This window comes from Streptomyces sp. NPDC091376 (genome assembly GCF_044757085.1).
Taxonomy (GTDB): Bacteria; Actinomycetota; Actinomycetes; order Streptomycetales; family Streptomycetaceae; genus Streptomyces; species Streptomyces pratisoli.
In genome coordinates this window covers 85051-98950 of sequence record NZ_JBIVUF010000017.1, presented here as the reverse complement: position 1 = coordinate 98950, position 13900 = coordinate 85051, and the positions used below count along the sequence as shown (strand labels likewise).

The 13900-nt window shown below is 72.5% G+C and carries 8 protein-coding genes; 3 read left to right on the top strand and 5 right to left on the bottom strand.

The annotated features are described in order from the left end of the window. Nucleotides 1-24 precede the first annotated feature (24 nt). Nucleotides 25-3666, bottom strand: coding sequence for an ATP-dependent helicase (locus ACIQMR_RS30290; RefSeq protein ID WP_401393882.1), 3642 nt, complete (start codon nt 3664-3666; stop codon nt 25-27). A gap of 254 nt (nt 3667-3920) precedes the next feature. Continuing rightward, nucleotides 3921-4295, bottom strand: coding sequence for an MGMT family protein (locus ACIQMR_RS30285; protein ID WP_401393879.1), 375 nt, complete (start codon nt 4293-4295; stop codon nt 3921-3923). Between the two features lie 497 nt (nt 4296-4792). Between ACIQMR_RS30285 and ACIQMR_RS30280 the strand changes: the two genes are divergently transcribed. From ACIQMR_RS30280 to ACIQMR_RS30270, 3 genes are all read left to right on the top strand, one after another. Next, nucleotides 4793-7384, top strand: coding sequence for a lysylphosphatidylglycerol synthase domain-containing protein (locus ACIQMR_RS30280; protein WP_401394063.1), 2592 nt, complete (start codon nt 4793-4795; stop codon nt 7382-7384). 117 nt (nt 7385-7501) lie between these two features. Then, nucleotides 7502-9145, top strand: coding sequence for an alpha/beta hydrolase (locus tag ACIQMR_RS30275; protein ID WP_401393877.1), 1644 nt, complete (start codon nt 7502-7504; stop codon nt 9143-9145). A 95-nt stretch (nt 9146-9240) separates the two neighbouring features. Next, the gene (locus ACIQMR_RS30270) at nt 9241-10785 is read left to right on the top strand and encodes an alpha/beta hydrolase (protein WP_401393874.1); all 1545 of its coding nucleotides are present in this window, start codon (nt 9241-9243) and stop codon (nt 10783-10785) included. 94 nt (nt 10786-10879) lie between these two features. Here the strand turns inward: ACIQMR_RS30270 and moeZ are convergent, their stop codons facing one another. The 3 genes from moeZ to ACIQMR_RS30255 form a co-directional block, all read right to left on the bottom strand. Next, on the bottom strand, nt 10880-12058 hold the full coding sequence (gene moeZ, locus ACIQMR_RS30265) for an adenylyltransferase/sulfurtransferase MoeZ (protein ID WP_401393871.1): 1179 nt from the start codon (nt 12056-12058) through the stop codon (nt 10880-10882). A 64-nt stretch (nt 12059-12122) separates the two neighbouring features. Then, nucleotides 12123-12878: a spherulation-specific family 4 protein gene (locus ACIQMR_RS30260; RefSeq protein ID WP_401393869.1), complete on the bottom strand. Its 756-nt coding sequence runs from the start codon at nt 12876-12878 to the stop codon at nt 12123-12125. After that, nucleotides 12866-13837, bottom strand: coding sequence for an NAD-dependent epimerase/dehydratase family protein (locus tag ACIQMR_RS30255; RefSeq protein WP_385479529.1), 972 nt, complete (start codon nt 13835-13837; stop codon nt 12866-12868). The genes ACIQMR_RS30260 and ACIQMR_RS30255 overlap by 13 nt, the downstream gene beginning before the upstream one ends. Between the last annotated feature and the right edge of the window lie 63 nt (nt 13838-13900).

The window sequence follows — 13900 nt, the reverse complement described above, 5'->3', positions numbered from 1 at the left end:
CGTCGTCCGACGACGTGTCCGCCGTCATTCGACGACGTGACGCCCCTCGGGCCGGGCACTGCACGAGGAGCGGAACGCGCAGTGGTCGCACTGCGATCCGGTGCTCGGTGTGAAGCGTTCGTCGAGGACGCGGCCCGCGGCCGTGGCGAGCAGCTCGCCGACCCATTCGCCGCTGAGCGGCTCCTGCGACTGGACGCGCGGGAGGCTCTCCCCGCCCTCCTTCTGAGGGGCGGGCCGGCGCAGCTGGACGAGTTCGGCGCCGCCGGGAGCCGGGCGGCGGCCGTCGAAGACCTCGTCGACGGCGCCCTCGCGGACGGCGAGCTGGTAGACGGCGAGCTGGGGGTGGTGCGCGACCTCGTCCCTGGTCGGCGCCTGCTTGCCGGTCTTGAAGTCGACGACGTACGCGCGGCCCTGCTCGTCCTGTTCGACGCGGTCCATGGAGCCGCGGATCCGTACTTCGTAGGCGCCCGCTTCGAGGGTCACGTCGAAGTCGTGCTCGGTCGCGGCGGGCGTGCGGCCGCCGCGGTCCATGACGTGCCAGCGGAGGAAGCGTTCGAGCGCCACGCGCGCCTGCCCCTTCTCCTGCTGGGACTTCCAGGGGGCGTCGAAGGCGAGCGCGTCCCAGACCGAGTCGAGACGTTCCATGAGGACGTCGAGATCGGCGGGGGTACGGCCGGAGGCGACCTCGTCGGCGAGGACGTGGACGACATTGCCGAAGCCCTGGGCGGCCGTGGCGGGAGCGTCCGCCTTGACCTCGCGTCCCAGGAACCACTGGAGCGCGCAGGTGTTGGCGAGCTGGTCGAGGGCGCTGCCGGAGAGGGTGACGGGGTGGTCGCGGTCGCGGAGGGGCACACCGCTGTGCGTCGGGTCGTACAGGCCCCACCAGCGGGAGGGGTGGGCGGCGGGCACGAGGGACTGGCCCTCGTCGTCGGTGAGCGCGGCGAGCCGGGCGAGCCGGCGGGCGGCGGCGTCGCGGAGCGCGGCGGAGGCGTCGGGGTCGACCGTGGTGGCGCGCAGTTCCGCGACGAGGGGTGCCACGGCGAGCGGGCGGCGTGGGCGGCCGGTGACGTCGCGCGTCTCGACGCCGAGTTCGGTGAGGAAACGGGAGGGCTGGTCACCGTCGTCGGCGGGTGCCTTGACGGCGGTGACGACGAGGCGGTCCCGGGCACGGGTCGCGGCGACGTAGAACAGTCGGCGTTCCTCGGCGAGGAGCGCGCCCGGGGTGAGGGGTTCGGCGAGCCCGTCGTGGCCGATGCGGTCGGCTTCGAGGAGGGAGCCGCGGCGGCGAAGGTCGGGCCAGAGCCCTTCCTGCACGCCGGCGACCACGACGAGGCCCCATTCGAGGCCCTTGGACCGGTGGGCGGTCATCAGGCGGACGGCGGCCGGGCGTTCGGGGCGGCGGCTGAGGGTGTCGGCGGCGATGTCCTGGGCCTCCAGCTCCTCCAGGAAGTTGAGGGCGCCGCGGCCGCCGGTGCGCTCCTCCGCGCGGGCGGCGGTGTCGAACAGGGCGCAGACGGCGTCGAGGTCGCGGTCGGCGTTGCGGCCGGCCGCGCCACCGCGGAGGGCGGCCCGCTCCAGGCGCTGCGGCCAGGGGGTGCCGGTCCACAGCTCCCAGAGTGCCTCCTCCGCGGTCCCCCCGCCGTCGAGGAGCTCGCGCGCCTTGCGCAGCAGCACGCCCAGCCGCTGGGCACCGCGGGCGTAGGCGGGGTCGTGGGCGGTGAACCGCTCGGGTTCGGCGAGAGCGCGGGCGATGAGCACGTCCGAGGGTGGCGGCACGCGGTTGCCCGCGGCCCGCTCCTCGTCGCGGAGGGCGCGTCCGAGACGCCGTAGGTCGGCCGTGTCCATGCCGCCGAGGGGAGAGGTGAGCAGGGCGATGGCGGTGTCGGGACCGAGCTGGGTCTCCTGCTCCGGTGCGCCCCCGGGAGTCCGGGGGGCGGACCCCACGGCACCTGGGGCGGTCGGGCCCGTGGGCTCCACGGTCGGCGACGGCTCCGGCACCGCCGCGTCCACCGGCTGCCCGGCGGAACCCGCGTGCTGCCCTTCCTCGGGTGGCTGCCCCGCCGAACCGGGGGCGTCCCCCGCGGCCACCGACTGCCCGGCACCATCCACCACGGCCACCGGCTGCCCGGCGGATCCGGCACCATCCCCCGCGGCCGTCGACTGCCCGGCGGATCCGGCACCATCCCCCGCGGCCACCGGCTGCCCGCCGGATCCGGCACCGTCCCCCGCAGCGGCCGGCGCCGTCGGCGTGGCGGCCACGCGGAGTGCGGTCAGCAGGGGTGTGACCGCCGGCTCGTGACGCAGGGGGATGTCGTCGCCGTCCGCCTCGACCGGTACGCCGGCCGAGGTGAGGGCGCGGCGGGTCGCGGGGAGGCTGCGGTTGCCCGCGCGGACGAGGACCGCCATCTCGTTCCACGGGACGCCCTCCTCCAGGTGGGCGCGGCGGAGGATGTCCGCGATGTTGTCGAGTTCCGTGGAAGCGGTGGGGTACGTGTACGCCTCGACGCGGCCGCCCGCGCGGACCGCGGCCAGCTCCCGGTGCGCGCGGACCTTGTCCGAGGGCAGCCGGGTCAGCGGCATGCGCCGGGTGAGCACGCGGGTCGCGGACAGCAGCTCGGCCCCCGAGCGGCGGGACGTCGTGAGGACCGCGACCGGGGACGGGCGCCCGTCGGCGCGGCGGAAGGTTCCCGGGAAGTCGAGGATGCCGTTCACATCGGCGCCTCGGAACGTGTAGATCGACTGATCGGGGTCGCCGAAGGCGACCAGCGTGCGGCCGCCCCCGGCCAGTGCCCGCAGCAGCCGGACCTGGGCCGGGTCGGTGTCCTGGTACTCGTCGACGAAGACGGCGTCGTACCGCTCGGCGAGCCGCTCCCCCGTCCCCGGCCCTTCGGCGAGGAGCGCGGCGCGGTGGACGAGTTCGGCGTAGTCGAGGACGCCCTGCAGGTCCAGGACGTCCAGATACTCGGCGAGGAACGCCGCGGCCGCCTTCCAGTCGGGCCGTCCGGTACGCCTGGCGAAGGCCGCCAGCGCGTCCGGGCCGAGGCCCAGCTCACGGCTCCGGGCGAGTACGGCGCGTACCTCGTCCGCGAAGCCGCGTGTGGTCAGGCAGGCCCGCAGCTCGGCGGGCCAGCCCGCCGCCGCGCGGCCTTCCCGTTCCAGGTCGAGCTGGCCCGCCAGCAGGTCGCGTACCGCCACGTCCTGCTCGGGACCGGACAGCAGCCGCAGAGGCTCGGCGAACAGATCCGCGTCCTGGTGCGCGCGGACCAGGGCGTAGCAGAACGAGTGGAAGGTGGTGGCCTGCGGCGCCCGGGCGCCGCCGAGCCGCACCGCCGTACGGTCGCGCAGCTCGACCGCCGCCTTGCGGCTGAAGGTCAGCACCAGGAGCCGCTCCGGATCCGCGCCGCGCGCGATCCGTGACGCCACCGCCTCCACCAGCGTCGTGGTCTTCCCCGTCCCGGGCCCCGCGAGCACGAGAAGCGGCCCGTGTTCATGGTCAACCACCGCGCGCTGGGACGCGTCCAGGAGAGGGGGATCCACCGGGCCCGGCGAGGTACGCACCAGTCGGTACGCGCCCGGGATCCTCCCCCTGTGCTCCTGCGGGCGCGGGGAAGCCCCTTGCCGTACCCGTCGGTGCGGGGTTCGCCCGGTGGAAGAGGAGGAGCTCACGTGGATCGCCGGTCCTGGTGGGTGTGCTGACGGTGGTGACGACGGGGCCGGCGCGAAGGCGCGGACGGCCGGGACGACGGTGGCTGCCTGGACGGCCGGTGGTCGACGGAGCCGGTGGCGCGGAGGGCGCCGCCGGCGTTGGTGACGACGCTACGCCCGCGGGCGACCGCGTCGCAGACGGTCCGCTCAGGACCGGGCCGGAAGCCGCGAGCGAGTCCCGGACGACTCATCGCACCGCCGAATGGCGGAAGCTGTCAGGTGTGAGCCCTTCCGTCCGTCGTGGCCGCCGCGGGCGCGCCGCCGTCCCAGCGTGCCCGCCTCATGTCGAGGCGCGGCACATGGTCCTCGGCGCCGCGCGGAGCCTGCCGCAGCGGGGTGCCCTCCGTGCGGTAGTGCTGCAGCGCGCTCAGTTCGTGGCCGGAGAGCAGCACGCCGTCCGAGCGGACCACGCGCCACCACGGAACCGCTCCTCCGTAGAGCGCCATCACCCGGCCGACCTGGCGCGGCCCGCCCTCACCGAGCCACTCCGCGACGTCCCCGTACGTCATGACCCGGCCCGGCGGGATGTGCTCGGCGACTTCGAGCACCCGCTCCGCGTACTCCGGCAGTTCCGGCACTTCCTCGCTCATCCGGCCCATCTTGCACCATGGCACGGACAGCGGACCGCGAGAGCCACTCAAGGGACACATCTGGACAAAGAGGTGCATCGTGTACACCATGCACTCCCGCGTCGCACCCTGATGCCACCCTCCGCCGGTTCGCCGTGCCACCATCGTCCGGGCGGTGACTGGTGATACGAGATCAAGAAGAGACGGACACGACGAACGAACTGGGCGTGCAGCCCGCCGCGGCGGCGAGCACCTCCGGCTCCGAGTCACGCCCGGAAGCCGCCGAACCGCACAGTGAGCGTTCGGATCACCCGGATCGCACGGCGCCCGCCGCCCCCTCGCACCCCAAGGACGCCGAGGACACCGAGCACCGGCAGGCGAACCCCGAGCAGGCGGACCCCGAGCAGGCGGACCCCGAGCAGGCGGACCCCGAGCACGGCCACGCGGACACCGGGCACCGGCACGGAGAGCGTGACCGGCGGCACGGCGAGGGAGCCTGCGACGGCGGAGAAGACGACGTGGCCCACATCGACCGCGTCTCCAGGGACGAGCCCCTCCTCCCCGCCCGTGTCCACCGCCCCTCCGACCTGACCCGGCTGCTCACCGGCACCCTGGCGATCGCCGTCGTCCTCGCCCTCGCCGCCTTCGCCCATGGCACCACGACCGGTCTCGAATCGGACATCTCCAAGGGCACCGGCCAGGCCCCCGACCTGCTGGTCAAGGTCGCCGGCCTGATGTCCAGCATCGCCGTCCTGCTGGTCCCCGTCGCCTTCGCCATCGAGCGGCTGATCAAACGGGACGGACTGCGGATCGCGGACGGCGTCCTCGCCGCCGTGCTGGCCCACGGAGTCACCCTCGCCACCGACCTCTGGGTCGCCAAGGCCGCGCCGGGCCAGATCCAGGACGCGCTGACCCAGCCCGCCGCGGGCGGCGGCCTCACGGACCCCGTCCACGGCTACCTCGCCCCCGTGATCGCCTACATGACCGCGGTCGGCATGGCGAGACGGCCCCGCTGGCGCGTCGCGCTGTGGGGCGTGCTGCTGCTCGACGCCTTCGCGATGCTCGTCGCCGGCTACACCACACCCTTCTCGATCGTCCTGACCGTGCTGATCGGCTGGACCGTCGCCTACGGCACGCTCTACGCCGTCGGCTCCCCTAATGTACGGCCGACCGGCCAGACCCTCCTGGCGGGCCTGCGCCACGTCGGTTTCCGCCCGGTCACCGCGATGCGGGCCGAGGACGTACCGGACTCGGCCGACCAGGGCGATCGCGGCCGCCGCTACCTCGTCACCCTGGAGGACGGCCCTCCGCTCGACGTCACCGTCGTCGACCGTGAACAGCAGGCGCACGGCTACTTCTACCGGGTGTGGCGCAGGCTGACGCTGCGAGGCATCACCACGCGCCGTTCCATCCAGTCGCTGCGCCAGGCCCTTGAGCAGGAGGCGCTGCTCGCGTACGCGGCGATCGCCGCCGGCGCCAACGCGCCCAGGCTGATCGCCACGTCCGAGCTCGGACCGGACGCCGTCATGCTCGTGTACGAGCACCTCGGGGGCCGCTCCCTGGACTCCATGGCGGACGAGGAGATCACCGACGACGTGGTCCACGGGGCGTTCCGGCAGATGCGGGCGCTGCAGTCGCGCCGTATCGCCCACCGCAGGCTCACCGGGGACGCGATTCTGGTGGATCGTTCCGGCACCGTCGTGCTGACCGATCTGCGCGGTGGCGAGATCGCGGCCGGTGACGTGGTGCTGCGGATGGACATCGCACAGCTGCTGACCACCCTGGGCCTGCGGGTGGGGGCCCAGCGCGCGGTGGCCGCGGCGGTCGACGTGCTGGGTCCCGACGCGGTCGCGGACTGTCTTCCGCTGCTCCAGCCGATCGCGCTCAGCCGCTCCACCCGGGCGACGCTGCGACGGCTCGCCCGGGAGCGTTCGCAGCGCGAGCGCGAGGCGGTGCTGGCGGCCACGGAATCGACCAGGCAGGCGAGGGCGGAGGAGACCGTCACCGGCGCCGCGGCCGACAGGAAGGCGGCCCGCAAGTCCGTGCGCGCGGAGAAGCAGGCCGAGAAGCGGGCCATGGACGAGGCGCTCGACGAGGCCCGCGAGGAGGATCTGCTCGCCCAGATCCGGCACCAGATACTGCTGATCCGGCCGCAGGCACCGGTCGAGCCGGCCCGGCTCGAACGGATCAGGCCCCGCACCCTGGTCAGTCTGATCGCCGGAGCCTTCGCCGCCTACTTCCTGCTGTCGCAGCTCTCCAAGACCGATCTCAGCGTGGTCATGCAGGCCCACTGGGGCTGGGTCGCCGCCGCCGTTCTCTTCTCGGCGCTGAGCTACCTCGCGGCCGCGATGAGCCTGCTGGGCTTCGTGCCGGAGCGGGTGTCCTTCGTGCGGACCGTCGTCGCGCAGATCGCCGGATCGTTCGTGAAGATCGTCGCCCCGGCGGCGGTCGGCGGTGTCGCGCTGAACACCCGCTTCCTCCAGCGCTCCGGTGTCCGGCCCGGACTGGCCGTGGCGAGCGTCGGGGCCTCCCAGCTCTTCGGTCTCGGCGCGCACATCCTGCTGCTGCTGTCCTTCGGCTACCTCACGGGTACGGAGAAGACGTCGTCGCTCACGCCGTCGAGGACGGTCATCGCGGGCCTGCTGACCGTGGCGGTCCTGGTGCTGGTGGTGACCGCCATTCCGTTCATGCGGAAGTTCGTGGCGACGCGGCTCAGGTCGCTGTTCGTCGGGGTGGTGCCGCGCATGCTGGACGTGCTCCAGCGCCCGGTGAAGCTGGTCACGGGCATCGGCGGGATGCTGCTGCTGACCGGTGCGTTCGTGATGTGTCTGGACGCGTCCATCCGGGCCTTCGACAACGGCAACCAGCAGCTCAGCTACGCCAGCATCGCCGTCGTCTTCCTGGCGGGCAACGCGCTCGGGTCGGCGGCGCCGACGCCGGGTGGTGTGGGCGCGGTCGAGAGCGCGCTGACGTTCGGTCTGCTCGCGGTGGGTCTGCCGTTCGAGGTCGCGGCTCCGGCCGTGCTGCTGTACCGGCTGATGACGCTGTGGCTGCCGGTGCTGCCGGGGTGGGTGTGCTTCAACCAGCTCACCCGCAAGGGGTCCCTGTAGCAAGCGTCCTTCCGCGACGGCGCCCGTGACCGGCGGTCCCGCAGGTCCGGGGCGCCGTTCACCCGTCCGGTCCGCCGCCGACAGGCGGACCGCAGCGCCGCGCCGCAGGATGGGGTCATGCCGACCTCCCCCACCGGCCGCCCCGAGGGCAGCACCGCCGCGGGCGACGACGACGGCCGAGACGCCGTGTGGCGCCGCGGCGGCGTCGTCCGGCGCGCCGGCACCGTACTCGCCGCCGCGACCGCCTCCATGATCCTCGTCACCGCCGGCTGCTCCCACGGCGACGCCGACAGCGGCGGCGAGGAACGGGACCGGGACCTCGGCGCCCAGACCCTGGACTGGCAGCCGTGCCCGGCCCCTTCGGAGGCGGAGGGCGGCGGCACCGCTCCCTCGCCGCTGCCCGGCGGCACCAAGTGGGAGTGCTCGTTCATGGAAGTGCCGCGCGACTACGCGCAGCCGGACGGGGACACCATCGAACTGGCCCTCATCCGGGCGAAGGCCCGTGACCAGGCCCGGCGGATCGGCTCGCTGATCTTCAACTTCGGCGGTCCCGGCGGCTCCGGCGTCAGCACCCTGCCCGCCGCGGCGGGCGACTTCGAGAAGCTGCGCGCCCGCTACGACCTGGTGAGCTTCGACCCGCGCGGGGTCGGCCGCAGCCAGCCCGTGGAATGCCTCGGCGACCGGGAGCTCGACACGTACTACGCCCAGGACGCCACCCCGGACACCCCCGCGGAGGAGAAGGCGTACACCGACAACCTCCGTACCTACGACTCCGGCTGCGAGGAGAACTCGGGCGTGGACCTGCCGCACGTCGGCACCGTCAACGCCGCCCGGGACATGGACCTGATGCGCCAGGTCCTCGGCGACGACAAACTCCACTACTTCGGCATCTCCTACGGCACGGAACTCGGCGGCGTCTACGCGCACCTGTTCCCGAAGAACGTGGGACGGGCCGTCTTCGACGCCGTGGTCGACCCCACCAGCAGCTCCGAGGAGGGCTCGCTCGGCCAGGCCAGGGGCTTCCAGCTTGCGCTCACCAACTTCGCCAAGGACTGCATCGCGCGCGGCGACGCCTGCCAGCTGCCGGGCAGCACACCCGAGGAGATCCAGGACTTCATCATCGATCTCCAGAACCGGCTGGAGAAGAAGCCGATCCCCGGGATGGGCGACCGCATGCTCACCCAGACCCAGGCGACCAACGGCATCGCCCAGGCCCTCTACTCGAAGGAGTACTGGCCGCTGCTGGAGCAGGGACTCGACGAGGCCGACGGCGGCAACGGCGCGCTGCTCCTCGCCCTGTCCGACGCGATGAACGGCCGCAACAGGGAGGGCCAGTACAGCAACCTCCAGGCGGCCAACGCGGCGATCAACTGCGTCGACTTCAAGGAGAGGTACACGCTGGAGCAGACGAAGGCCCAGCTCCCCGAGTTCCGCAAGACCTCGCCGGTCTTCGGCGACTACCTCGGCTGGGGCCTGCTGGGCTGCAGCCAGTGGCCCGTGGCCGGAGAGTGGGAGACGCCCGATGTCAGCGCGCCGGGGGCGGCCCCGATCGTCGTGATCGGCAACACCGGGGATCCGGCGACCCCGTACGCGGGCGCCAAGGCGATGGCGGAGGAACTCGGCAAGGGCGTCGGCATCGAGCTGACGTACGAGGGCGAGGGGCACGGCGCCTACAACGGCGGAAGCACCTGTGTGCAGAGCGCGGTGGACCAGTACCTCCTGGAAGGAAAGGTTCCGGCCGCCGGGACCGTCTGCCGGTAGCCGCGCTTCCACAGGGGCCCGGAGTCACTGTCGGTTGCGGCACCTAGGATGGCGGATCAGTGGAACGGGTCGGTTGATTCTCCAGGGGGGCCGGGATGTCCTTGCGTACGAGGTCGGTGGCGGCAGCCGTCGCGCTGGCACTGGCCGGCGGGGCGCTGACGGCCTGTGCCACGGGCGGCGGTCCAGAGGCGGGCGGCAAGGGCGGGGACACACCGCCGGCCACTCCGGTGCAGAAGGGCGACGCCGCGCAGGGGCTGCCCGACGCGCTCGCGAAGCAGCGGCCCGACTGGAAGCCCTGCGAGGGCGAGGACGGCTGGACCTGCGCCTCGGTGAAGGTGCCGCTCGACTACGGCGCCCCGGACGGCGAGACGATCTCCATCGCGCTGATCCGCCGCCCGGCACAGGGCAAGGGCAAGCGCCTCGGCTCCCTGCTGTTCAACTTCGGCGGCCCCGGCGCCTCCGGCGTCGGTACGCTCCCCCGCGCCTCCGTGGAGTACGAGAAGCTCAACTCCCGCTACGACCTCGTCAGTTTCGACCCCCGGGGGGTGTCGTTGAGTTCGGGCGTCATCTGCCGCAACGACGCGGGCATGGAGGATGCCGCGACCCGGGTCGATCTCACCCCCGACACCACCGCCGAGGAAGCGGCCTACTTCGCGGACGCCAAGGACTTCGGGCAGGGCTGCGAGCAACGCGCCGGCAAGCTCCTCGCACACGTCGGCACGGCGAACGCCGCACGTGACATGGACCTCGTCCGCCATGTCCTGGGCGACCGCAAGCTCAACTACTTCGGCATCTCGTACGGCACGCAGCTCGGCGGCACCTACGCCCATCTGTTCCCGGGCAACGTGGGGCGGACGGTGCTGGACGCGGTGGTCGATCCGACGGCGGACGCGTTCGGTCACGCGCGCAACCAGACCACCGGCTTCCAGCGCGCCCTGGACAACTACCTCAAGAGCAGAGGTGAGGACCCCGCGGCAGGCACAGCGCGCATAGCGGCGCTGCTGGCGCGGATCGACAGGAAGCCGTTGCCCGCCGACGACGACCGTGAGCTGAATCAGAGCCTCGCGCTCACCGGCATCGTCCTGTCGCTCTACTCGGAGAGCATGTGGCCCGATCTCACCGAGGGCCTCGAGGAGGCGGAGCGGCGTGGCCGCGGCAGCAAGCTGCTGGCCCTGGCCGATGCCTACAACGACCGCACCGAGAGCGGCAGTTACGGCACGCAGAGCCACTCGCAGCGGGCCATCTCCTGTGCGGACACCAAACAGCGCCCGACGCCTGCGCAGGCGAAGGCGCTGCTGCCGCAGTTCAGCAAGATATCCCCGGTGTTCGGCCCGTTCCTGGCCTGGGACACGGCGGGCTGGTGCGCGCAGTGGCCGGTGCCCGGAGAGCGGGACACGACCGACGCGAGCGCGAAGGGCGCGGGGCCGATCCTGGTCGTGGGCACGACCGGCGACCCGGCGACGCCGTACGAGGGGGCACGCCGCATGGCGGACGCCCTCGGCAAGGGCGTCGGCATCCTGCTCACCAACAAGGGCGAGGGCCACGGCGGTTACAGCCCGTCCAACACGTGCGTCGCGAAGATCGTGGACGACTACCTGCTGGACGGCAAGGTTCCGGCGGACGGCGGGACGTGCGGTTAGATCCGCTCCGGCACGCGGTGCGCGCCTCTTCGCGGGCGTACGCGAAGGGGCCGGCCCCTGCCGGGCCGGCCCCTGCTTCCGAAGCGCTGCGGGTCTAGTAGACCGGCTTGTCCGGTTCGATCTGGTTGACCCAGCCGATCACTCCACCGCCGACGTGCACCGCGTCCGCGAAGCCCGCCGACTTGAGCACGGCAAGGACTTCCGCACTGCGGACACCTGTCTTGCAGTGCAGGACGATCTTCTTGTCCTGCGGCAGGCCCTGGAGGGCGTTGCCCATCAGGAACTCGTTCTTCGGGATCAGCCGGGCGCCCGGGATGGAGACGATCTCGTACTCGTTGGGCTCACGGACATCGATGATGTCGATGCTCTCTCCGTCGTCGATCCACTCCTTGAGCTGCTTGGGAGTGATCGTCGAGCCGAGGGCCGCCTCCTGTGCCTCCTCGGACACGACGCCGCAGAAGGCCTCGTAGTCGATGAGCTCGGTGACGGTCGGGTTCTCACCGCAGACCGCGCAGTTCGGGTCCTTGCGGACCTTGACCTGGCGGTACTGCATCTCCAGGGCGTCGTAGATCATCAGTCGCCCGACCAGCGGGTCCCCGATGCCGGCGAGCAGCTTGATGGCCTCGTTGACCTGGATGGAGCCGATGGAGGCGCAGAGCACGCCCAGCACGCCGCCCTCGGCGCAGGAGGGGACCATGCCGGGCGGCGGGGGCTCCGGGTACAGGCAGCGGTAGCAGGGACCGTGCTCGGACCAGAAGACGGACGCCTGGCCGTCGAACCGGTAGATCGAGCCCCACACATAGGGCTTGTTCAGCAGCACGCACGCGTCGTTCACCAGGTAGCGGGTGGCGAAGTTGTCCGTGCCGTCGACGATGAGGTCGTACTGGCTGAAGATGTCCATCACGTTCTCGGCCTCGAGCCGCTCTTCGTGAAGGACCACGTTGACGTACGGGTTGATGCCCTTGACGCTGTCACGCGCGGACTCGGCCTTGGAGCGGCCGATGTCCGACTGGCTGTGGATGATCTGCCGCTGCAGGTTCGACTCGTCGACCTCGTCGAACTCCACGATGCCGAGGGTGCCGACACCGGCCGCGGCCAGGTACATCAGCGCCGGCGAGCCGAGGCCACCGGCGCCCACACAGAGCACCTTGGCGTTCTTCAGCCGCTTCTGCCCGTCCATCCCGACATCCGGGATGATCAGGTGGCGGGAGTACCTGCGGACCTCGTCTACGGTGAGCTCGGCAGCCGGCTCGACCAGGGGTGGCAGCGACACGGGGACTCCGTTGGTGGGTTACGTCAGTACGGGTGTTCTCGCTGTAACACTGCCACGCGCCTTCTCATTCCGAGACACCCGGTCCAATCCGCGAGACGATTTCGTCCCAGTAGCCGGGCAACGCGTCGAATGCTCCGCTTTGCCCCGGCCCTCTTCCCTTGCGGTCGGTGAAGAAGATCGTTCCCGCTCCCTGCCAGCGGGCGATCCGCATCGCCTCGTCCAGATGCGTCCGCGGCACTCCGTACACGAAGTGCGCGAAGCGCTCGGGCGGAAGGTCGGCGGTCCACTCCGCCACCTGGGACCAGCGGTAGTCGGTCCAGTGCCCGGAGAAGGTGACGAGCTGGTCGGCCACTTCCGCGTACCCGGGATAGGGGTGGCTGCCGTGCCCCAGGACGAGGTGACCGCCGTCCAGGACGGCCTCCAGCGTGGCCGTGGCGCGCCGTACGTGGTGCAGGTCCTCGCGCTCGACCGGGCAGTTGTCCAGCAGGAACCCCCCGACCTTGTACCAGTCCAGGTAGCGGTGGGCGTCGGAGACGATCTCGCCGAAGGTGCGGGTGCCGTGCGCCAGATCGATGTGGCCCAGCACCCGGACACCGGCGTTGGTGAGCCTGCCCGCCGCTTCGAGACAGTGCGGGTCGGGCCGGCTGCCGGGTCCGTTCGCGACATTGAGGACGGCCCAGTGCAGCGAAGTGCCCGGCCGGGTCAGCTCGGCCCATTCGACCGGGGCGAGCAGGGGGTGGGCGTAGCCGGGGACACCGAAGCCGAGCCGGTCGGCGCCCGTGGCGGAGAGTGCGAGGTCCGTGCTGATCAGATGCGGCATGCCGCCTCCATCCAGATGTCCGCGAGGGACTCCTCCAGGTTGATCCGGGGCCGCCAGCCGAGCCGGTCCCGGGCAGTGCGTACGTCGGCCTGCTGCCAGCTGCCGCAGCCGTCGGGGTACGGGTACGGCGTGGCGCCCAGCTGCTCGGTGAGGGACTCGGGGCCGCGGGGGGCGCCGATGACCGGGTGGCCGGGGCGGACCGGGGAGCTGTCGAGTTCATGGAGCGCGCCCGCGTAGCCGGCGACCCTGGCGAGTACGGCGGCGGCGTCACGCAGCCGGACCGCGCGGCCGGTGCCGATGTTGACAACGCCCTGGGCGGCGGAGAGCGAGGCGGCGTGCACCGCGCGCGCCACGTCCCGTACGTCGACGAAGTCGCGCTGGACCCCGAGGCCGCTGAGCTTCAGCTCGGCGTCGCCGGACTGCATGGCACGGCGCATGGCCTCGGCGAGCCGGCCCAGCGGCGATCCGGCGGGGGTGCCGGGGCCGACGGGCGAGAAGACCCGCAGCACGACGGCGTCCAGTCCCGAGCCGAGCACCAGCTCCGTCGCGGCGAGCTTGGAGACCCCGTACGGGCCTCCGGGGCGGGGCACGGCGTCCTCGGCGGTCGACGAGCCGGGCTGCGAGGGCCCGTACTCGGAGGCGCAGCCGACCTGGACGAGCCGGGCCTCGCAGCCGCTGCGGCGCAGGGCCTCGCACACGGTGGCGACGGCCACGGTGTTGTGCCGGGTGAGGTCGCGGGCGCCACCGCGGGTGGCACCGGCGCAGTTGATCACCACTCCGGGATGGACGGCGTCCAGGAACCGCGTGAGGGCTCCGGGGCTGCCGCCCGCGAGGTCGAACCGTACGTCGGCGTCGTCGCCGCGCCCCAACGCGGTGAGGTGCACGGCCGGGTCGGCCAGCAACCGGTCGGCGACGAACCGGCCGAGGAAGCCATTGGCTCCGAGCAGCAGCACCCTCATCGCGCGGCTCCTCGGGGCCGACGGGCCGGTGCTGGGTGGTGCGGGGTCATTGTCGTTCGTCTC